The organism is Pseudomonas sp. HY2-MNA-CIBAN-0224, from assembly GCF_040310285.1.
In the GTDB taxonomy this organism is placed as follows: domain Bacteria; phylum Pseudomonadota; class Gammaproteobacteria; order Pseudomonadales; family Pseudomonadaceae; genus Aquipseudomonas; species Aquipseudomonas helleri.
On record NZ_JBEOPQ010000001.1, the window covers coordinates 249,105 to 270,315 of the forward strand.

Genomic DNA, 21,211 nt, shown 5'->3' on the forward strand with positions numbered 1-21,211 from the left:
AGGTAACGGGATATGACAGCCGCCGGTCAGAATCGCTCCGGTGTGTGCGGCTAGAACCGGTCATGGAACCCGGCTAGAGTTGTGCCCAACTGGAACGCAGAAGCTAAAGGACTGCCGATGAATTTGACGCCTGAACACTTTGTCAGCCTGGCAATGGGTAACCCGATCAACGCTGAGCTCATGGAGCGCTTGCCCAGGCTGGGCGTTGAACAGTGCTTGTTGACGGCGGGCAGCCTGTTTCAGGCGGTCTGGAACTATCGCTCAAACCTGCCGCCGGCGTTTGGGGTTAAGGATTACGACGTTTTTTACTTTGATCAAGACGTGTCCTGGGAGGCAGAAAACGAAGTCATCATCAAGGCACGGCAGCTGTTCGAGGATCTGGGTGTGAACGTCGATATCAAGAACCAGGCCCGGGTGCACCTCTGGTATCCCGAACGTTTCGGCAGGCCTTATCCGCAGTTGTTTACCGCCCGTGACGGTATTGATCGTTATCTGGTGGCCGGGACCTGCGTGGGGCTTTGCGCTGAAAGCGGCGAGGTGTATGCGCCTTATGGGCTGGATGACATCGGGGAGGGGCTGTTACGCAATAATCCGTTAACCCCACAGCCTGATTTGTTCATGCACAAGGCCAGAAGCTACCAAGCGCGTTGGCCATGGCTGACGATTATTGATGACAATCTGTAGGCGCGAGCGGTCTTTTTATAGATCAAAAGATCGCGAGCAAGCTCGCTCCTACAGATTGGGTACTTTTTAATTAAGGCGTTATGGGCGCGTGCGGGTGGCTTTGCGCGAAGTTTTTTTCATAGGCCCGGCAAACTCGCAGTACCTGGTCATCGGCAAAGCGCGCGCCGACCACGTGCAGGCCTACCGGCAGGCCATTGTCGGCCAGCCCGCAGGGCACTGATGCCGCTGGTTGTTGGGTCAGGTTGAACGGGTAGGTGAACGGGGTCCATTGCATCCAGTCGGTCAATGAGGACTCGGGCGGCACGTTGTGCCCGGCCGCAAATGCGGTGATGGGCAGCATGGGCGAGACCAGAATGTCGTAGCGCTGATGGAAGTCGTTCATGTGCGCGACCAATGCCGCCCGTGCTTCCAGCGCGGTGCTGTATTGCTCAAGGGTGATGCGCTCGCCAAGGCCGGCAATCCGTTGCAGCCCCGGGTCCATCAGCTCGCGCTGGGCACTGCTGAGTTGGCCAGCCAGGCGCGCTGCACCGGCAAACCACAGAGTGTTGAAGGTCTCCAGCGGGTCGCTGAAACCTGGGTCAACCTGCTCGACATGGGCGCCGAGTTCGGCCAGACGCTGCACAGCTTGGGCCACGACGCGGGCGACCTGCGGATCAACGTCGACATAGCCGAAGTTGGGGCTGTAGGCGATGCGCAAACCCTTGAGGTCATCGCTCTGTGCAAGCCAGGGCGTGGTGCGCGGGGCGCCGATCAAACCATCGCGGGCATCGGGCCTGGCCACGGTTTGCAGCATCAGCACCGAGTCTTCAACGGTGCGTGTCATCGGCCCCAGGTGCGAAAGGATGGTCATGGAGCTGGCCGGCCATTGCGGTACGTAGCCGAAGGTCGGCTTGATGCCAAATGTGCCGGTGAACGCGCAAGGGATGCGGATCGAGCCGCCGGCATCGCTGCCCTGATGCAGCACGCCCAGGTTTAGCGAGGCGGCAGCGGCAGCCCCGCCGGATGAGCCGCCTGCGGTCAGCCGGGTGTTCCAGGGGTTACGGGTGATGCCATACAGCGGGTTATCGGTGACGCCTTTCCAGCCGAACTCGGGGGTCGTGGTCTTGCCCAGCAAGACCGCGCCTGCCTTGCGCATAAAAGCACTAAAAGGCGCGTCAATCTCCCATGGACCTTGCGCCGTGGTGGTGCGAGAGCCTTTGCGGGTGGGCATGCCTTGAGTCAGAGTCAGGTCTTTGATCGAGGCCGGTACGCCATCCAGCGCGCCGCAAGGCGTGCCCTTAAACCAGCGCTGTTCCGATGCCCGGGCCGCTTGCAGCGCGCCTTGCGGGTCAACATGGCAGTACGCGTTGACTGCCGGGTTGTAGCGCTCAATGCGCAGCAGGGCATCCTCGGCCACTTCGACTGGAGAGAGGCTTTTATCGCGGTAACGGGCCAGCAATTCGACGGCGTTCAACTGGCCGATGTCAGGTGTATTACTCATGATTGTTTACCTCCTTGCGCGGCATTGACCATGGCCCGCAGCAGTACAGCGCAGCCGTCAGCCAAGTCCTGAGGGGCCGCGTTTTCGATTTCGTTGTGGCTGATGCCGCCTTCACATGGCACAAAAATCATCCCGGCCGGGCCCAGCTCGGCGACAAAAATCGCGTCGTGCCCGGCGCCGCTGACGATGTCCATATGGCTCAAGCCCAACTGTTGCGCGCCCTGGCGCACGGCATCGACACACCCAGGATTGAAGTCCAGCGGCGGGAAGTCAGCGGTCGGGGTCAGCTCAACACTCAAGCCGTGCTCGACACTGGCCACTTCAATGGCTTCACGCACTTCATCCACCATGGCTTGCAGGTGATCGGCATGCAGGTGCCGCAGGTCGATGGTCATGTGCACTTGCCCGGGGATCACGTTACGCGAGCCTGGGTGCAGGGTCAGGCAGCCAACGGTGCCGCAGGCATGGGGTTGATGCTGGAGGGCGATCCGGTTGACGGCGCTTACCACGTGCGCGGCGCCGACCAGCGCATCTTTGCGCAAATGCATGGGGGTAGGGCCTGCATGGGCTTCAACGCCGGTCAGGGTCAGGTCAAACCACTTCTGGCCGAGGCAACCCATGACCACGCCAATCGTGGTGTTGCGGTCTTCCAGCACCGGGCCTTGCTCAATGTGCGCTTCAAAATACGCGCCCACCGGGTGCCCGAGCACAGGCCGGTTGCCAGCGTAGCCAATGCGCTGCAACTCGGCGCCGACTGACAAGCCTTGCTCATCGACTTTGCTCAGGGTTTCGTCCAGGTCGAATTTGCCAGCAAACACCCCGGAGCCCATCATGCACGGCGGGAAGCGTGAGCCTTCTTCGTTGGTCCAGACCACCACTTCAATGGGCGCTTCGGTGGTCAGTTGCAGATCGTTCAGGGTGCGGATGACTTCCAGCCCGGCCATGACCCCGTAGCAACCATCGAATTTGCCGCCGGTGGGTTGGGTGTCGATGTGGCTGCCGGTCATGACCGGTGGCAGGTCGGGCTGACGGCCCGCGCGGCGGGCAAATATATTGCCAATGCCGTCAACGGTCACCGTACAGCCGGCTTCTTCACACCAGCGCACAAACAGGTCGCGGGCCTGGCGGTCGAGGTCGGTCAGGGCCAGACGGCAGACACCGCCCTTGGCCGTGGCGCCGAGTTGTGCCAGGTCCATCAGCGATTGCCACAGGCGGTCGCGGTTGATCAGCGGCGCGTTGCTGTTGAAAAGGTCGGATAACACGATAGGGCTGTTCATGGACACGAGTCTCCCTTCAGGCGCTAAGAGCCAGGTAACGGTTCTTGATCGTTGGGTTGGCACGGAAATCGGCGGCGCTGCCTTCGTACACCACGCGGCCTTGTTCAAGCACGTAATGGCGATCTGCAAGCTTGTCGCAGACCATCAGGTTTTGTTCCACCAGCAGCACGGGCAGGCCGTCGTCTTTGATCTTGCGCAGGATCTTCACCAGTTCATCAACGATCACCGGCGCCAGGCCTTCGGTGGGTTCATCGAGTATCAATAGTTTGGGATCGTTGAGCAGGGCGCGGGCGATGGCGAGCATTTGCTGCTCCCCGCCGGACAACGCATGTCCAGCGTTTTTACGGCGCTCTTTTAGGCGTGGAAACATGCTGTAGACGTCTTCCAGCTGCCAGCGGCTGCTTTTGCGCTGGGCAATGCGCAAGTTTTCTTCAACGCTCAGCAGACGGAAGATTCCGCGATGCTCCGGCACCAAGGCCAGGCCTTCGCGGGCGATTTCGAAAATCTTGCGTCCGACCATGTCCTGACCGTTAAAGCGGATCTGCCCTTTACGCGGGCAGACAACCCCCAGAATGCTGCGCAACGTGGTGGTCTTGCCCGCACCGTTACGGCCCAGCAAGGTCACCAGCTCACCGGGGTTGACCTGTAGCGAGACGCCCTCGAGCACGTGGCTTTTGTCGTAGTAGGAATGGATATCGTCGACGATTAGCATCAGGCGGCTTCTCCAAGGTAGGCAGTACGCACACGCTCATCGGCGCGGACAAATTCAGGGGTGCCCTCGACCAGGATCTGGCCGTGGCTCATCACCGTGATGCGTTGGCTGATGGACATCACAATGCTCATGTTGTGTTCGATCAACAGCACGGTGTGATCGCGGCCCAGGTCGCTGATCAATTGGGTCATGATCGGAATATCGTCAATGCCCATCCCGGAGGTGGGCTCGTCGAGCATCAGCAGTTTGGGTTTGGAGCAAATCGACATGCCCACCTCCAGCACCCGTTGCTGGCCGTGGGACAGTTCACCCGCCAGGGTGTTGGCGCGTTGGGTCAATTGCAGGCGTTCGAGCACCTGGTCTGCCATGTCCAGGTGTTCACGTTTGCTGTCTACCCGACGCCAGAAGTTCAGTGCGGCCAGCCCGTCACGGCCCTGTGCAGCGAGGCGCAGGTTTTCCCGCACGCTGAGGTTCTGGAATAGGCTGGTGAGCTGAAAGGAGCGCGCCATGCCCAGCGCAACCCGGCCATGGGACGGCTTTTTGATGATGTTTTTACCGCCAAACACAATCGCCCCGTCGGTGGCCCGGCGCTCGCCGGTCAAGCAATGGAACAGGCTGGTTTTACCCGCGCCATTGGGGCCGATCACGGTATGAATGGTGCCTTGCTCGACCTTCAGGTTGACCCCGTTTACGGCATTGAAAGCGCCATAGCACAGCTTCAGGTTCTCGGTTTCCAGCAGGTAAGGTGTTTTAGCACTCATGGCTGTTCCTCCTGAATGGGCAGGCGGCTTTTGCGCGAGCCTTTGATGCGTTCGAAAGCGCTGGTAAACCCACCCCACAAACCGCCGCGCATAAACACCACGACGACGATCAAAATGATCCCGAGCAGCATCAGCCAGCGCGGCCACAGGTCTGACAGGAAATCACCCAGCAGCACAATGGAACCGGCCCCAAGCAAGGAGCCAAACAGCGATCCGGTGCCCCCGACAATGGTCATGATCAGGATGTTTTCGGACATCATCAGGTCGATGTTGGACAACGGCACAAAGTGCAGCAGCATGGCGTACAGCGCCCCGGCAACCCCGGTGACCGCGCCCGACAGCATGAACACCAGGATCTTGAAGTGGCGGGTGTCGTAGCCGATGGCGGCGGCACGGGTTTCGTTCTCGCGGATTGCCATCAACGTGCTGCCAAAGGGCGAGGCAATCACCCGGCGTGCGCCAATGAAAATCAGCAAAAACAGCACCGCGACAAAGCCGTAGAAGTAGCGCGCATCACTCAGCGACATCAGCAGCGTGTCGCCGATGCGGATTTCTGGCCGTGGCACATCGAGCAGACCGTTGTCGCCGCCGGTCCAGCCGCTCAGGGTGTAGGTCAGGAAGTACGCCATCTGGCTGAACGCCAGGGTTAGCATCACAAAGTAAATACCGGTACGGCGAATCGCCAGGGCACCGACCAGAAACGCCAGCAAGGCCCCGGCGATAGCCGCGCCCAGCAGTGCGCTGAACAGCCCCCATTGCAGATGAATCATCAGCAAGGCAGCGCAGTAAGAACCGGCACCAAAGAAGATGCCTTGGCCGAAGGACAGCAACCCGGTGTAACCCAGCAACAGGTTGCAGGCCAGCGCGGCCATGGCGAAGATCAGGATTTCAGTGGCCAGAGTGGCCGATGGCAATAGCAGTGGCAGGCCGATCAGCACCGCAATCACCCACAGCAGCATCGAGCGCGACTGGGTTTTGGCGAAGGGCAGGGGGTTTTTCTCGCTCATGTCAGGCTCTCCCAAACAGGCCGTAAGGACGCAGCAAAATCACCACGGCCATCGCGCCGTAGATCATCAGGCTCGCACCTTGGGGCCAGATAGTTGTCATCAGGCTTTGCACCACACCCACCAGCAGACCGCCCACCAGTGCGCCACTGAACGAACCCATGCCGCCAATCACCACCACCACGAAGGCCACGCCGAGAATCTCCGGGCCGACAAAAGGCTGGGCGCCGCGCAATGGCGCGAACAGCACCCCGGCAATGCCGGCAAGCCCGGCGCCCAGGGCGAAGGTCATGGAAAACAGGCGGAAGATATTGGTGCCCAGCAGCGACACGGTTTCGGTGCTTTCACTGCCGGCGCGCACCAGCGCGCCGAAGCGTGTGCGTTCCAGCAGCAACCACAGGGCGAAACCCACCAGCGCCGAGAAGGCAATCAGGAACAAGCGGTAGTAGGGGTACACAAAGTCGCCAATTTCCACCACGCCGCGCAGTAACGGCGGCACCGCGACACTTTTACCGACCGGGCCCCAGATCATCACGCTGGCTTCTTGAATAATCAGCGCAATACCCAACGTCACCAAAATCTGGAACATGTGCGGCAGGTTATAAATGCGCTGAATCAGCACCCGCTCGATCACCCACGCGAGGGCGGCAACCAGCAGCGGCGCGATCAGCAGCGACAACCAGAAGTTGCCGGTCAGGCTGACGGCGGTGTAGCAGAGGTAGGCGCCCAGCAGAAAGAACGCACCGTGAGCGAAGTTGACGAAGTTCAACAGGCCAAAAATGATGGTCAGTCCAACCGCAATCAGAAAGTAGATCATCCCCAGGCCCAGGCCATTGAGAATCTGAAACATATAAAGTTCGAGCATGCAGATACCCTCTGCAGGCGGTCTTGGCTGACCGGCTGCGTGTAGCAAGTGCTAAATAGTCGGTGGTTTAGCTGAGTACGCAGCCGGTGTCGGCGACGGGGGCAAACGACTGACCGGAACTGACCACCAGCGCCAGATCGTCCTTGTCGGTCATTTCGCGCTCCGGTTTGCCCAGCATCAGGTAGTAATCCTTGATCACTTGATGGTCACCGGCGCGGATGGTTTCTTTGCCGGTCGGGCCTTCGTAGCTCAAGCCCTGCATGGCGTTGGCCACTGTGGGACCATCGAAACTGCCCGTGGCGGCGATGGTGTCGAGCATGACCTTGGTGCTGATGTAGTCAGCCGCCAGCGGGTAGTTCGGGTTGATGCCGTATTTGTCCCGGGTCGCCTTGACCAGCTCGCGGTTGAGCGGGGTGTCGACCTGATGCCAGTACTGGGCGCCGAGGTATACGCCTTCAAGCACATCACTGCCCAGCTCCTGGAATTGATCCAGCCCGGCGGACCACACCAGCAGAATTTTCATGCGCTCTTTCATGCCGAAATTCACGGCCTGACGCAGGGTGTTGTTGGACTGGCTGCCAAAATTGAGCAGCACCAGCACGTCGGGCTTGGCTGAAATGGCGTTGGTCAAATAGCCGGAGAATTCCTGCTCCTGCAAAGAGTGGTAACTGTTGCCGACAAGCTCCAGCCCGTGTTCCTTGAGCACCTCCCGGGTGCCATCAAGCAGTGCCTCGCCGAACACGTATTGCGGGGTGATGGTGTACCAGCGCTTGGCCTCCGGCAGGCGTTTGATCAGCGGGATCAGGGTTTCACGCACCGCGCCATAGGTGGGCACGGACCAGCGAAACGTCGAACTGTTGCAGTCCTTGCCGGTGACTTCATCGGCGCCGACCGGGGTCATGAACACTCCGCCAGTCTTGTTCACTTCCTTGGCCACGGCCAGGGCAGACGATGACAGGGTGCAGCCCTGGAAAAAACGTGCGCCGTCCTGGCCAATGGCTTCCTGAACCTTGCGTACTGCTTTGCCGGCATTGCCTTCGGTATCAATCACCTTGTAGACCAATGGTCTGCCCAGCAATTGCGGGTATTGCTCGACGGCCAGACGCGAGCCCATGTCGGCAAACTTGCCATAACTGGCAAAGGCTCCAGACATGGACTTCAACCCATAGAAGGTAAAGGGCTCGGCGGCGAAGGCCTGGCGTATGCCAAGCGGAAGGCTTAAAGCGCTGGCAGCAGCCAGGCCCGCTTTCAACAAAGTACGACGTTGCATGGGGTAACTCCCTGGTTTAATTATTGGCAGGAGTAGCAATGGCAAACGGCGGATCAGGTCCTGTGGGCAGGCCTTTTATTGGATAGGGGTGGAGCGCTTGCTAACACACAGTTACGGCTAAACGGGTCAGTGGTGGTGATCGAACTCCAGCAAGAAATGCGGGTTGACCTGGCCTTCGAGGGCGGTCATGTGGTGCTCGGCGTCGCACATGTGCTCGTGCATCAAGGTGCGCACTTGCGCCTCATCCTCGGCACGCAGGGCAACCAGCAACTGCTTGTGATAATCGAGGTTGGCGGCATCAAACTGCTTGCGTTTGGGTTTGTAGGCCTTTTTCAGGACCACCAGATCGCGCAGCAAATCGTTAAGAAACTGCGCCATAAAACTTAACAGCGGGTTAGGGCAGGCCCGGGCCAGCAGGGTATGAAACTCAAGCTCGGCCAAACGCTGCTCCCGCTGGCCAGCCTCGCTGTCTTCAGGGGCGCTGCAGAAATCTACGTTGGCTTGCAGCGCTTGATAATCTTCGGCGCTCAAACGCCCGATAACAGAAACCGCCAACTCGACCTCAATAACCTTGCGCAACTGATAGACCTGCTCGCCATCCAGATGCTGAAAGTGCAGGTAGTTTCGCAAGGCGCGGCTGGCGGGCTCAGTTCCGGCCTGATTCAGGTATGCACCGCCGCTGGGGCCGGTACGGGTACTCACCAGACCTTCGACCTCCAGCGCCTTCAAAGCTTCGCGGGCTGAGCCTTTCGAGCATTGAAAGCTTTCCATCAGCTCACGCTCAGTGGGCAAACGGTCACCGGGCTTGAGTGCATCAGTCACGATCGAACGCTTCACCGATTCGACAATCACATCGGACAGCTTCTGGCGTTTGCGGCGAATCGGGCGATTAAGCATGTTGTCTATTTATCGTATTAATGCGGATAAATAGTAATAAATAGATCTGCGCAGGCGCAGTCAACCATCGACCGGGCGAGGTGTCGTTTTCAGAGAAAAGGGGTCGGGAATGGATATGCTCGGTGTAGCCGCTGACGAGGTACGAGGCTGCGGTGCGGGCCGCAGGACCGCCGTTAAGGGTCGCTTCGCAACCCCTCGCAACCCCTCGCAGCCTCGTGCCTCGTCAGCGACTACAGGAAAAGCCAGTGATTTATTTAGTCGAAACGATGCTCGCCACCAGCTGTGGCTTGCAGTTCAAGTAAGCCGACGATTTGAGCCAGCGCTGATCGGGGTACCAGGCAAACATGAACTGTCCGTTCTTGAGGTTGTCCACTACTTGGCGTGCCACTTGCGGGCGTACGGCAGGGCAGCCCTGGCTACGCCCGATGCGGCCCTGGCGTTGGCTCCACAGTGGATTCACATAGCTGGCGCCATGGATCACGATGTCGCGGTCACGGGCCCGGTCATTGATGCCCGGCTCAAGGCCATCCATGCGCAAGGAGTAGCCGTTGGCACCCTGGTAGCTTTCGCGGGTACGAAACAGCCCGAGGCTGGACTGGAAGCTGCCTTCGCTGTTGGAAAAACGGGTGGCAAAATTTTCACCGGAGTTTTGCCCATGAGCGACCAGCTCACGCAGGACCAGCTTTTTAGAGGTCAGGTCGAAGATCCATAAGCGTCGGGCGGTTGAAGGCATGGAGTAGTCGATGACCGCCAGGTGCCGAGCTTGACTGGCACCGTTGTTAACGGCGCATTGCATGGCGCTGAGGGCGCTTTGCAGGACTTGCGGATTGAGTTCCGGAGCGGCCTTGGACAGGCTGTTGTAGAGCACCGGGGCGGAAGTATTGGCGGCGAACGCCGGGCTGCAGACTGAGCCCAGGGTCGCGGCGACCAGAAAAAGTCGTCGCAAAAAAATCAGCATATAAAGAAAACTTCCACATTAAATAAACGAATGACATTGCGCTGATCCAAGGGCCACCGCGATTTAGCTGCTAGCCTGACTGTATAGCGCGACAAGCAACACGGTGACCCTCACATAAAGGCCACGGACTGGAGTTAAGCAGTTGATCAAAAAACACGCATGTTACTTGACCCTGACCTTGCTCGCTGCGCCACTGGTCGCACTGGCTGATGAGCCGCCAGTAGAGCCGTCGAACCCGGTGCATGTGGCGTTGACGCAACTGCCGCAAGCATGCCCGACCCTGGCAGGCAGTATTAATGAGCCCACACAGGCACTGCTTGAGGCTTTTTACCAGAGCCAGAATTACCAGCCAATCTGGGCCGACAAAGTGCGTTTGGCGGCCTTGCAAGCCACGTTGCCAACCCTGGCCGATGATGGCCTCGACCCACAGAACTACCTGTTGCCCAAGGGTCAGGACCTGTGCGCCGATATCGACATCAGCCGCCAGTACCTGCAAGCCCTGCAAGACCTGCATTACGGGCGCCTGCCGCAAGCGCGTTTTGAGCCGGTCTGGCATGCCAATGAAGTAGTACCTGACAGGCGCGAGATTCTGCCGATTGCCGAAGCCGGTTTGAATAACATCAGTGACGCCTTCGACAAGGCGCGCCCTGCGTTCGAGCAGTACAAAAACTTGCGTCAGGTCTACGCCAGGCAACGTCTGCAACCGCTACCCAAATGGCCAACTATCGGCGACGGCCCTGTGCTGCGCCCCGGCATGCAAGACTCTCGCGTACCGGCCTTGGTGCAGCGGCTGATGAGTGAGGGTTATCTGGATCATAAAATCGCGACAGCGGATAACGTCTACAGCAATGAGCTGGTGTCTGCGGTCAAAAGCTTTCAGCTCAACCATTCCTTGCAGGCCGATGGCATCATCGGGGCGGGCACGGTAAAAGAGCTTAACGTCAGCCCGGCGACCCGCCGTGAACAGTTGCGGATCAACCTGGAGCGCTTTCGCTGGATGGCCCAGGACGTTGAGCCGTCCATGCTGCTGGTCAATGTGCCTGCGGCGCAGTTAACGGTGTATGAAAACGGCCAACCGATTTGGCAAACCCGAACGCAAGTGGGGCGCGCAGACCGACAAACGCCGCTGCTCAAGTCGCGGGTCACGCGGCTGACCCTGAACCCGACCTGGACCATCCCGCCGACCATTTTCAAGGAAGACAAACTGCCGCAAATCCGCCGTGATTCGTCCTTTCTGAGCCGGCACGACTTGCAGGTTATTGACAGCAACGGGCAGCCAGTCTCGCCGCAGAGTATTGATTGGGACCGCCCCGGCAATATCCTCCTGCGTCAGGGCGCCGGGCCAAGAAACCCGTTGGGCAAGATTGTCTTGCGCTTCCCCAACCCGTTTTCGGTGTACCTGCACGACACGCCAAGCCAGGCGCTGTTCAGCAAAGGCCCGCGGGCATTCAGCTCGGGGTGTGTGCGCGTTGAATCGGTATTCCAGCTGCGCGACGTACTGGTCACCCCGGCGGAAAAAAGCCGCACCGAAGACTTGCTCAGTACCGGCAAAACCCATGAATTTCGCTTGTCTAACCCCAAACCGATCCTGATGACCTACTGGACGGCCCAAGCCGATAAAACCGGCAAAGTGATCTACACCCCGGACATCTACAACCGTGATCCGGCCCTGATAACGGCGCTGAGCAGCAAGCGCTGACCTAAACCCCCTGTAGGAGCGAACTTGCCTCGCGATCTTTTGATTGTTTAAAAGATCGCGAGGCAAGCTCGCTCCTACACGTTACTATCCAGCTTCCGATTATTGACCGTAGAGAGAACCCCGATGGCTCAATGGCCTGACTCGCGTTTTATCGACCTGGTTGGCATTAACGTCCCGATCATTCAGGCGCCCATGCTCGGTGCTGGCGCCGATGTAATGATCGGTGTGGCAAAGGCGGGTGGTCTGGGCTCTCTGGCCTGCGCCACATTGAGTCTTGATGCGATCCGTGAGGAGGTCGCCGCCTTCCGTGCGGTCACTGGCCAGCCGTTCAATTTGAACTTTTTTTGTCACCAGGCCCCGGCATACGACGAGGCGCACATTCAGCGTTGGAAGGCGTTGTTTAAAGACTATTACGCCGAACTCGGTGCCGACTTTGACGCACCCACTCCGGTCTCCGTCCGTGCGCCTTTTGATGAGGCCACGTGTGCGCTGGTCGAGGAGCTGCGGCCTGCGGTGGTGAGCTTTCACTTTGCGCTGCCAGCCCCTGAACTGATGGCGCGGGTCAAAGCCACGGGCGCGAAGATTCTCAGCTCGGCAACCACTGTCGAAGAAGCACAGTGGCTCGAACGCCACGGCTGCGATGCCATTGTTGCCATGGGCAATGAAGCGGGTGGCCATCGGGCGATGTTTTTAACCACTGAGTGGACCAGTCAGATCGGCACCTTTGCGCTGGTCCCTCAAATCGCTGATGCGGTCTCGGTGCCGGTGATTGCCGCTGGCGGGATTGCCGATGCACGAGGTATCGCAGCAGCCTTTGCCTTGGGCGCAAGCGCCGTGCAAATCGGTACCGCGTACCTGTTTTGCCCGCAGGCGAAAATATCCAGACCTCATCACCGTGCGCTGCGCGAAGCCAGCTCCAGTGATACCGCATTGACCAATCTATTCACCGGGCGACCGGCGCGGGGCATTCTGAATCGAGTGATGCGAGAGATTGGCCCGATTAACCCGCAAGCCCCGGCGTTTCCGCTGGCTGGCGGTGTGTTGCTGCCCCTGAAAGCCAAATCCGAGCCTGCCGGCTCAGGCGATTTCATCAACTTGTGGGCTGGTCAGGCGTTCCCGTTGAGCCCTGGGCGCACGGCTGAGCTGTCATCGTTTGAGCTGACCCGCAAGCTGATTGACGACTATCAGGCGCGTTCAGCGGGTCAATAAGTATGGAGTGATCAAGGCTGCGGCGCACATGCCGCAGCCTCTGTGCTTACCCAAGGTTCAGGGCAAATGCAGCAACACGAAGTCGTTCTTGTCGAACTGACCGGTCAATGCCGGAACGATATTGCCCAACTCGGTGCCTTGCAGCGCTTGATAGTCCTTGCGATCCATCACGATCCATACCGGCGCTTGCAAGGCCGTCAATTCAACCGCTGACTGGGTGAATACCGGCAGCAAGTCGCGATCCACGTTAACCATGAACTTGATGGCCTTGGCGTCTTTGCCCATGCCGTGCAGCACCAGCGGCGCGGGTGCCTGGTCGATCAGATGCATGGCGTTGAGGGTGAAATCGCGGGTGTTGTAGGCGTTCTGCTCAGCCGGTTCGAGCACCAGAATGTAGCTGCTCCACATCGCCAATACCGCACACGCACCCAAGCCCACAGCGCGCAAGTGCGCTTTGAACAGCAGGCCCAGTGCTATGACCTGCAACACGCCCAAAATGATAAAGATCGCGTTAAGGGGCGGCAGTTGGTCGGCGAAACGCTTGCTTGCGACCATCAGCCCGGCAATCAACAAGGCTGGCAACACCAGCAAAATGGCCTGGATAAATACGCGCAATGCGGCGAATGCCCGACCTCGAACGCCTTGAAACGGGTACGCGGCAATAATTGCGGCCATCGGCAGCATCGGCAATAAGTAACGGGCTTTTTTCGCTTGCGGCACCGACAGGCCGATCATCACGATCAAGCCCGCTGCGGCGCAGTACTTGACCAGATGCAAGGCCGGACTCGACGGCTTGCGCCCGGCGATCAAGACAACAACCAGCACCAGTACGGCCAATGGATAGGCGAGGGCGTAGTTACCCATGGAACTGGTGAAGTAGTAAAAGGGGCCGCTGGCGCCTTCAGAGCCGTCGATACGGCCAGTAACCTGCATGCGGATCACGTCTTGCACAAACGCTTGCCCGCCACTGACCCAGGCCAGAAACAACAGCAGGCCAATGCACAGCAGCAAAATTACCAGTGCCTGTAAACCCACGCTGATCATGCGTCGCCATTGGCCGCTGAGCAGGAAGTAACTGCACAACATACCGGTCGGAATGACCAGACCAATCGGGCCGCGAATGGCAAAACCGAGGATCAGCAACAGCAGCAGCCAGAAGTGTCGGCGCGGTGCTTCAAAGTGATCGTGGGCATACGCCAGATAGAACGCGCCAAGGCTGACGGCCGCGAGCATTTGGTCCAGCGACACGGCGCGGGTTTCGGTGATAAAGGTCATGCTGAGTAACAGCAGCGCCACGCTGAGCAAGGCCCACGTCGTGGATTGCGGGGCTACCAGGCGATAGATCAGGGTCACAATGACCGAGCTGGCAATGGCGGTGGGTAGCCAGGCGGTGAGGCTGTTGACCTCGCCAAATGGCAACGACAGCAGCCAGGTAAACACGGTGGTGGTGGCGTTGTAGTCGGCGTAGGGCTCGCCATAGGTGGTGGGGAAAAAGCTTGGGCCGTGACGCAGCATTTCCTTGGCAAACATCACAAAGCGCGAGTCAAAGCCAATCGCAGCCTGGTGAATATCACCCACAATAAACAGCAGTAAGGTCAACGCACCCAGTAGCAGTGACTGTCGGTGCAAGGCACGTAAAACGCTGGGGGAAGAGAAAGCCGGCATGTCGAGTTTCCTTGACTCAATAGGGGGCGTGCAGGGGCAAACAGTCGAATTTCATCCATAAAAAACGCCGCCATTGTTGCCAATGGCGGCGCTGTTGAAGCGTTAAACGGCTGTAGCGCCTTGTGAAACCGGCAAGTTGATAGACTCACCGCGTCCCATCGGGAAGTACTGCAAGCCCGCGCGGGTCAGGCGCTCGCTGTCGTACAGGTTACGACCGTCGAAAATCACCGGGGTTTTCAGGCGTTGTTTGATCAGGTCAAAATCTGGCGCCTTGAATTGCTGCCATTCAGTGCACACGATCAAAGCATCGGCGCCTTGCAACACGGATTCCGGGGTGCCCATCAGGCTCAGGCGAGGCTCATCACCGTACAGGCGCTGAGTCTCTTGCATGGCTTCAGGGTCGAAGGCGCGAACGTCTGCACCCGCGGCCCACAAGGCTTCCATCAGTACGCGGCTAGGCGCGTCGCGCATGTCGTCGGTATTGGGTTTGAACGCCAGGCCCCACAAGGCAAAGGTTTTGCCCTTGAGGTCGCCTTTGAAATAGGCATTGATGCGATCAAACAGCTTGTGCTTTTGACGCTCGTTGATGGCTTCTACAGCTTGCAGCAGGTCGCTGGAGCAATTGACTTGCTGAGCGCTATGGATCAGCGCGCGCATGTCTTTAGGGAAGCACGAACCGCCATAGCCGCAGCCAGGGTAGATAAAGTGGTAGCCAATACGGGTGTCGGCACCAATGCCCAGACGCACCGACTCAATGTCCGCACCCAGGTGTTCGGCCAGTTCGGCGATCTGGTTGATGAAGCTGATTTTGGTCGCCAGCATGCAGTTGGCGGCGTACTTGGTCAGCTCGGCGCTGCGCAGGTCCATGTTGATGATGCGGTCGTGGTTGCGGTTGAACGGGGCATAGAGGTCACGCATCACGTCGCGTACTTCGTCTCGCTCGCAACCAATGATGATGCGGTCCGGGCGGCGGCAGTCGCTGACAGCCGAGCCTTCTTTGAGAAATTCGGGGTTGGACACCACGTCGAATTGCAACGCGCGGCCGGCTTGTTCCAGCGCTTTGTTGATGTGCGCGGTCAGTGCGTCACCGGTGCCCACGGGCACGGTGGATTTCTCGACCAGAATCACCGGTTCTACGCGGTGACGGGCTACTGCGTCACCCACCGAGAATACCGCTTTAAGGTCTGCCGAACCGTCTTCGCTGGGCGGAGTGCCAACGGCGATAAACAGTACCTGGCCGTGCTCAACAGCGGTTTTTTCGTCGCTGGTGAAGCGCAGGCGTTTGCTTTCAAGGTTTTCACGCACCAGGCTCGAAAGCCCGGGCTCAAAAATGCTGACGTGACCTTGCTGTAACAGCTCGACCTTTTTCTGATCAATGTCCATGCAAATCACGTCGTGGCCGACTTCCGCCAATACCGTTGCCTGCACCAGGCCTACATAACCACTACCAAATACACTGATTTTCATGCGCTGTTCCTGGAACTTGGGGTACGTCGAGAGTTGATCGTCAGCACCCCCAGAATGACCAAGGCCACCCCAAGGGTTTTTGAAAGGGTGAAGCTTTCATGGAATACCGGCAGGCTGGCCGCCAGCAGATAGACCAGGGCGTAGCTGAAGCTGAGCAGCGAATAGGCCCGCCCCAAGGGCAGGTCACGCAAGGCCAGCAACCAGCAGAGCATTGACAGTGCGTAGGCCATGATCGCGGCAAACACGACTGCCAATGCGCTGATTGAAACGTCTCCTTGGCTGATTGCCTCCAGCCACTGTGTCGGCTCCGGCAAGCGCGTCATGCTCCAGCGCATGCCCAACTGGGCGCCGCTGACCAGCAATACACTTGAGCAGGCAAAGGTAAAACCACGGCGCAGGCTCATGCGTTTTGCCCCAGCAGAACCACACCGGCAATCACCAGGCCCACGCCACACCAGTGGCGCAGGTCGATGGTTTCTTTAAACAGGTAGCGGGCTACCAGAGTGATCAATACAAAGTTGAGGCTGAGCATCGGGTAAGCGATGCCCACTTCAAGGCGTTGCAACACCAGCAACCACACCAGCAAACCCAGACCCAGGCATAGCAGGGCCAACCATAGCCAGGGGGAGCGCAGCTTTTGCGCGATCCCCGACTCAGGCCCACGCCAGCTTTCAACGGCGTACTTCTGGGCCACTTGGCCTGCACACGTCAACAGACATGCCATGAGCAACAGGGTGAGGGTCATGGAGTGGTCTGCGGGTAGATCAAAATCACCATGTTGCCTTCGTCAAAACGTTGGGCGTCTTTGGGCAGCATGTCCATTTCGTGGGTTTCATCGCTGTCCTTGACCCGCATCACAACACCTACCGGGCCTTTAAGACGTGCATCGGCTAGCCATTGCTGAACGTCTTCCAGACCGATGCTTTTGCCTTTGGCATCGTCATAAGTCAGGCCGTATTTGACCTCGCCTTGCGTGTTGTACAGCGTCACGTCTGGACGACGCAGGCGCCATGACAGTGCCGATGCCGCGCCCAGATCGTTACTCAGCAGGGCAGTCGCAGGCTTCAATGCGTCCAGATGATGCAGCACAAACTGGTCAGGCATTTTGTTGTGCACCACGCTGCTTGGCATGCTGGCTGGCAACACCAGGACCAGAACGCCCATGGCGACTGCAGGCGCCGCCCACATTTTTAGCGGACGGGTCATGGCCAGCAGGCCGGTAACGATCCAGGTCAGCAAGACCACGACCAGCAAAGCCATGTGCAGCGGCTCGTTGTCGTAGAACGGTTTTTTGATCTGGAAGAAGATCAGGGCCAGCAAGGCCACGGCGCCAATCAGCAGGTTGACCAGGCCATTGAGGCGCAGCGACAGGGTTTTCGCCTGATCAACGCGATCCATCAGGGCGTGGCCCAGTAACAGGGCCAGCGGTAGCATGCACGGCATGATGTAGGTCGGCAGTTTGCCCTTGCTCAGGCTGAACAAGGCCAGTGGCAGCAACATCCACATCAGCACAAAGATCACGCCGGTCTGACGCTTCTGGCTCCAGGCATCTTTGAGGGTGGCAGGCAGCAGGGCTGCCCACGGCAAGCTGGAAACCACCATCAGCGGCAGGTAGAACCACCATGGGCGACCGTGCTGGGCATCTTCACCGGCAAAGCGGCGGATGTGCTCGTGCCAGAAGAAGAAACGCCAGTAGTCCGGCTCTTGTGCGTGCACCGCCAGTACCCACGGCAACGACACCACAGCCGCGACCAACATGGCGACCAGGCCGTACTTGACCAGCTCCAGAAAACGCTTTTGCCAGATCATGTAGGGCAGGGCGATCAGAACCGGCAGTAACAGGGCCAGAAAGCCCTTGGTCATAAAGCCCATGCCGCAGGCAAAGCCCAGCAGCGCCCAACTGAACAGGCGCTGGCGTGAGTCTTGGGTATCGACTGCAAACCACAGGGCAACCAGGCTCAGGTTGACCCACAGGGTGAACTGCGGATCGAGGTTGGAGTAGCCAGCCTGACCAGCAATGAGGCCGAAGGTCATGTACACCAGCGCGCAGGCGAAGCTCTTGCGCGGGTCGTTCCACAGGCGGCGGGCGACCAGGTAGGCCAGCAACACGCTCAGGCCCGTAGCAATCGCCGAGGCAATCCGCACGCCAAACAGGTTTTCACCAAAAATGGCCTGGCCGATCGCGATCATCCAGTAACCGGCAATCGGTTTCTCGAAGTAGCGTATGTCCATGAAATGCGGGGTGACCCAGTTACCATCGACCAGGATTTGCTGGCCGATCTGGGCATAACGCGTTTCGTCCGGGATCCACAGGCCGTGGGTACCCAGGGGCAACAGGTAGAAAGCAACAAATGCCAATACCAGCAGCGGAATCATCCAGCGTTGAGTCATGGCTTCTGCACTCCCAGCCAACCTTCACGACCTTCCAGCACGCCACGGCTCAATTGGCCGGCGGGCAGGCTGTCGATATCGGCGGGTAACAAGTCCTTAAGCGGCTGAAAGTGAATGTCGCGGGCACGGGCCTGCGTCAGCAATTGACGAAAGTCATTGGCCATTAGAATCCCTTCTACTTCTGCATGGATGGTGTACGCGTTCAGCTTTTGCGGGCTGAAGCGATCAAGAATGTATGAATTGAAGTCGGCAGCACTCAGCTCGGGCCCGACTACTTCATCGAATGTAGGCAAATCAACAGGGATTTGCGGCGCGCCCAGTCTGCCGTCGGCCAACCTTGGCCGAAACAGACTGTGCCCGCGGCAATCGCTGTTGTAACGAAAGCCAAAAGTTTCTTTGGCCTGGACTACGCGTTCATCTGCGCGCCAACCGGCGGCGGCCGAACACTCGACCGCTTGCCCGGTGATGTCGCTCAGGGTGTCAACACCCCGGCGAATCTGCTCGATCAGTTGTGCCTCGCTCCAGCGCCCGGTGTTGGCCTGCCAGCCGTGGTGATCCCACGCGTGCAAGCCTACCTCGTGGCCCGCAGCCAGGGTCTGGCGCATCAAATGCCCCAGATCCTTGCCGATCGGTTTGCCTGGCCAGGCGGTGCCGGCCAGCAAAATATCCCAGCCATACAGACTGGCAGCTTTGGAGCGCATCATTTTCCAGAAGAACTGGGGCTTGATCAGGCGCCATAAATGGCGACCCATGTTGTCCGGCCCCACGCTAAAGAAAAACGTGGCTTTTACATCGGCTTCGTCGAGCAGTTCGAGTAACCGGGGCACCCCTTCACGGGTGCCTCGGTAGGTGTCGACATCAATACGTAGTCCAGCTTGCATTAACGTTTTTCCGCGATTTCAACCATGGCTTCACGCAGGAAGAAATCCAGAGTCTTGCCGATGGTTTCGCTCAGCTCGGTGGTCGGTGTCCAGTCGATCAGGCGACGTGCGTTCTCAACGCTTGGCTTGCGGTGGCTCACGTCCTGGTAGCCGGTGCCGTAGAACGACTGGCTTTCAACATCGCGGAAACCGGCGAACGGCGGGAAGTTGTCACGCAACGGGTGCGCTTCGAACTGACGCAGCAACTCATGGCCCAGTTCACGAATGCTGGCTTCGTTTTCCGGGTTGCCGATGTTGATGATCTGGCCGTCACACTTGCCGTCTTTGTTTTCAATGATGCGTGCCAGGGCTTCGATGCCGTCAGCTACGTCAGTGAAGCAGCGCTTCTGAGCACCACCGTCAACCAGACGGATCGGGGTACCTTCCACGAGGTGCAGGATCAACTGAGTGATGGCGCGCGAGCTGCCAACACGAGCCGAATCCAGACGGTCCAGACGCGGGCCCATCCAGTTGAACGGACGGAACAGGGTGAACTTCAGGCCTTTGGTGCCGTAAGCCCAGATCACGCGGTCCAGCAGTTGCTTGGACACGGAGTAGATCCAGCGCTGCTTGTTGATCGGGCCAACAATCAGGTTGGAAGTGTCTTCGTCGAAGTTCTGGTCCTGGCACATGCCATACACTTCGGACGTGGACGGGAAGATCACGCGCTTGTTGTACTTGACGCAGTAGCGAACCAGCTTGAGGTTCTCTTCAAAGTCCAGTTCGAATACGCGCAGCGGGTTGCGGGTGTATTCGATCGGCGTGGCGATGGCTACCAGCGGCAGAATCACGTCGCACTTCTTGATGTGGTACTCGATCCACTCGGTATGGATGCTGATGTCGCCTTCCACGAAGTGGAAGTTCGGGTGGCTGCGCAGGCGGTCAATAGCGTCGGAGCCGATGTCCAGGCCGTACACTTCGTAACGGTCGTCTTGCAGCAGACGCTCGGACAGGTGGTTACCGATAAAGCCGTTAACGCCCAGGATCAGAACGCGGGTACGACGGGCCGGACGGCCGGATTCGCTGCCACGCAGACGCGAGCCATCAACCAGACCCAGTTCACGAGCCAGTTGCGGGCCGCTCAGGTACAGGCCGTTGTCGTTGCGCTGACCGGCGGTGATCACCAGCGAGTCTTTGCCGCAAGCGATACGCAGCGGGTCGCAGCTGATCACGTTGCCCGGTGCCTGGCCTTCGTTGCCGGCAACCACTTCGCTGGCCCAAACAATCAGTTTGTGCTCGCCAACGGCGCAGAACGCGCCTGGGTACGGCTGGGTAACTGCACGAACGAGGTTGAACAGTTCTTCTGCCGGGCGATTCCACTGCAGCAGGCCGTCAGCGGCTGTGCGGCGACCGAAGTAAGTGGCCTTGGATTCGTCTTGCGGGGTTTCTTTGAGCTTGCCTTCAGGCAGCACAGGCAAGGTTTCTGCCAGCAGTTTTGCAGCGGTTTCACGCAGCTTGGCGTGCAGGCTCAGCGCGGTGTCGCTGCGCTCAATGCTGATGCGTTCCTGGGCAACAATGTCACCGGCATCGGCACGTTTGACCATGCGGTGCAGGGTTACGCCGGTTTCGGTTTCGCCGTTGACCAGTACCCAGTTCGCTGGAGCGCGGCCACGGTAGCGGGGCAGCAGGGAACCGTGCAGGTTGAATGCGCCTTTGCTGGAGCTGGCCAGCAGTTCTTCGCCCAACAGGTTGCGGTAGTAGAACGAGAAAATGTAGTCGGCATTCAGCTTGCGAATGCGCTCGATCCACAGTGGGTGGTTAGCATCTTCCGGAGCGTGTACCGGAATGCCTTTACGGGCGCACAGTTGGGCCACAGAACCGTAGAAGTTATTTTCCGAGGGGTCATCAGCATGGGTGAACACGGCAGCAATGTCGTAGCCTGCATTGAGCAGGGCTTCGATGCCTGTGCAGCCAATATCGTGATAGGCGAAAACAACGGCTTTCAAACTCAT

At 59.0% G+C, this 21,211-nt stretch carries 19 protein-coding genes; 3 read left to right on the plus strand and 16 right to left on the minus strand.

Features of this window, described 5'->3' with window-relative positions; translation table 11 throughout:
- The first annotated feature begins 117 nt into the window (after positions 1 to 117).
- On the plus strand, positions 118 to 684 hold the full coding sequence (locus AAEZ03_RS01360; protein ID WP_350575323.1) for a nucleotidyltransferase family protein: 567 nt from the start codon (positions 118 to 120) through the stop codon (positions 682 to 684).
- Positions 685 to 754: 70 nt separating this feature from the next.
- On the opposite strand, the gene AAEZ03_RS01365 is transcribed toward AAEZ03_RS01360, so the two are convergent.
- The 9 genes from AAEZ03_RS01365 to AAEZ03_RS01405 all read right to left on the minus strand — a co-directional run bounded on the left by AAEZ03_RS01365 (position 755) and on the right by AAEZ03_RS01405 (position 9,908).
- Complete coding sequence (locus tag AAEZ03_RS01365) at positions 755 to 2,164, minus strand: amidase (protein ID WP_350575326.1); 1,410 nt, start codon at positions 2,162 to 2,164, stop codon at positions 755 to 757.
- The gene (locus tag AAEZ03_RS01370; protein ID WP_350575329.1) at positions 2,161 to 3,441 is read right to left on the minus strand and encodes a Zn-dependent hydrolase; all 1,281 of its coding nucleotides are present in this window, start codon (positions 3,439 to 3,441) and stop codon (positions 2,161 to 2,163) included. Before AAEZ03_RS01370 ends, AAEZ03_RS01365 begins: the two co-directional genes overlap by 4 nt.
- A gap of 16 nt (positions 3,442 to 3,457) precedes the next feature.
- Positions 3,458 to 4,153, minus strand: coding sequence for an ABC transporter ATP-binding protein (locus tag AAEZ03_RS01375; protein WP_350575331.1), 696 nt, complete (start codon positions 4,151 to 4,153; stop codon positions 3,458 to 3,460).
- Complete coding sequence (locus tag AAEZ03_RS01380) at positions 4,153 to 4,914, minus strand: ABC transporter ATP-binding protein (RefSeq protein ID WP_350575333.1); 762 nt, start codon at positions 4,912 to 4,914, stop codon at positions 4,153 to 4,155. The genes AAEZ03_RS01375 and AAEZ03_RS01380 overlap by 1 nt, the downstream gene beginning before the upstream one ends.
- On the minus strand, positions 4,911 to 5,921 hold the full coding sequence (locus AAEZ03_RS01385) for a branched-chain amino acid ABC transporter permease (protein WP_350575336.1): 1,011 nt from the start codon (positions 5,919 to 5,921) through the stop codon (positions 4,911 to 4,913). Before AAEZ03_RS01385 ends, AAEZ03_RS01380 begins: the two co-directional genes overlap by 4 nt.
- A 1-nt stretch (position 5,922) precedes the next feature.
- Positions 5,923 to 6,783, minus strand: a complete 861-nt coding sequence (locus AAEZ03_RS01390; RefSeq protein WP_048371794.1) for a branched-chain amino acid ABC transporter permease — start codon at positions 6,781 to 6,783, stop codon at positions 5,923 to 5,925.
- A 67-nt stretch (positions 6,784 to 6,850) separates the two neighbouring features.
- The gene (locus tag AAEZ03_RS01395) at positions 6,851 to 8,053 is read right to left on the minus strand and encodes an ABC transporter substrate-binding protein (protein WP_153330294.1); all 1,203 of its coding nucleotides are present in this window, start codon (positions 8,051 to 8,053) and stop codon (positions 6,851 to 6,853) included.
- Positions 8,054 to 8,179: 126 nt separating this feature from the next.
- On the minus strand, positions 8,180 to 8,950 hold the full coding sequence (locus AAEZ03_RS01400) for a FadR/GntR family transcriptional regulator (protein WP_048371789.1): 771 nt from the start codon (positions 8,948 to 8,950) through the stop codon (positions 8,180 to 8,182).
- Between the two features lie 250 nt (positions 8,951 to 9,200).
- Positions 9,201 to 9,908, minus strand: a complete 708-nt coding sequence (locus tag AAEZ03_RS01405; protein ID WP_123749077.1) for a murein L,D-transpeptidase catalytic domain family protein — start codon at positions 9,906 to 9,908, stop codon at positions 9,201 to 9,203.
- A 142-nt stretch (positions 9,909 to 10,050) separates the two neighbouring features.
- On the opposite strand from AAEZ03_RS01405, the gene AAEZ03_RS01410 reads away from it, so the two are divergent.
- Both AAEZ03_RS01410 and AAEZ03_RS01415 read left to right on the plus strand, forming a co-directional pair.
- Positions 10,051 to 11,607 carry a L,D-transpeptidase family protein gene (locus AAEZ03_RS01410; RefSeq protein WP_123749078.1) on the plus strand — a complete coding sequence of 519 codons (1,557 nt, stop codon included), beginning with the start codon at positions 10,051 to 10,053 and terminating at the stop codon, positions 11,605 to 11,607.
- A 123-nt stretch (positions 11,608 to 11,730) separates the two neighbouring features.
- Complete coding sequence (locus AAEZ03_RS01415) at positions 11,731 to 12,816, plus strand: NAD(P)H-dependent flavin oxidoreductase (protein WP_350575342.1); 1,086 nt, start codon at positions 11,731 to 11,733, stop codon at positions 12,814 to 12,816.
- A 57-nt stretch (positions 12,817 to 12,873) separates the two neighbouring features.
- Here AAEZ03_RS01415 and AAEZ03_RS01420 read toward each other — a convergent pair whose 3' ends face one another.
- The 7 genes from AAEZ03_RS01420 to arnA form a co-directional block, all read right to left on the minus strand.
- On the minus strand, positions 12,874 to 14,481 hold the full coding sequence (locus AAEZ03_RS01420) for a phospholipid carrier-dependent glycosyltransferase (protein WP_350575345.1): 1,608 nt from the start codon (positions 14,479 to 14,481) through the stop codon (positions 12,874 to 12,876).
- Positions 14,482 to 14,583: 102 nt separating this feature from the next.
- Complete coding sequence (locus AAEZ03_RS01425) at positions 14,584 to 15,948, minus strand: UDP-glucose dehydrogenase family protein (protein ID WP_278939017.1); 1,365 nt, start codon at positions 15,946 to 15,948, stop codon at positions 14,584 to 14,586.
- A complete protein-coding gene (arnF, locus tag AAEZ03_RS01430) occupies positions 15,945 to 16,352 on the minus strand; it encodes a 4-amino-4-deoxy-L-arabinose-phosphoundecaprenol flippase subunit ArnF (RefSeq protein ID WP_048391328.1) in 408 nt (135 codons plus the stop codon). Before arnF ends, AAEZ03_RS01425 begins: the two co-directional genes overlap by 4 nt.
- On the minus strand, positions 16,349 to 16,693 hold the full coding sequence (gene arnE, locus AAEZ03_RS01435; RefSeq protein ID WP_350575348.1) for a 4-amino-4-deoxy-L-arabinose-phosphoundecaprenol flippase subunit ArnE: 345 nt from the start codon (positions 16,691 to 16,693) through the stop codon (positions 16,349 to 16,351). Before arnE ends, arnF begins: the two co-directional genes overlap by 4 nt.
- Positions 16,690 to 18,339: a lipid IV(A) 4-amino-4-deoxy-L-arabinosyltransferase gene (gene arnT, locus AAEZ03_RS01440; RefSeq protein WP_153432708.1), complete on the minus strand. Its 1,650-nt coding sequence runs from the start codon at positions 18,337 to 18,339 to the stop codon at positions 16,690 to 16,692. Before arnT ends, arnE begins: the two co-directional genes overlap by 4 nt.
- Positions 18,336 to 19,220: a 4-deoxy-4-formamido-L-arabinose-phosphoundecaprenol deformylase gene (gene arnD / locus AAEZ03_RS01445; RefSeq protein ID WP_048371772.1), complete on the minus strand. Its 885-nt coding sequence runs from the start codon at positions 19,218 to 19,220 to the stop codon at positions 18,336 to 18,338. Before arnD ends, arnT begins: the two co-directional genes overlap by 4 nt.
- Positions 19,220 to 21,211: a bifunctional UDP-4-amino-4-deoxy-L-arabinose formyltransferase/UDP-glucuronic acid oxidase ArnA gene (gene arnA / locus AAEZ03_RS01450; protein ID WP_048371769.1), complete on the minus strand. Its 1,992-nt coding sequence runs from the start codon at positions 21,209 to 21,211 to the stop codon at positions 19,220 to 19,222. Before arnA ends, arnD begins: the two co-directional genes overlap by 1 nt.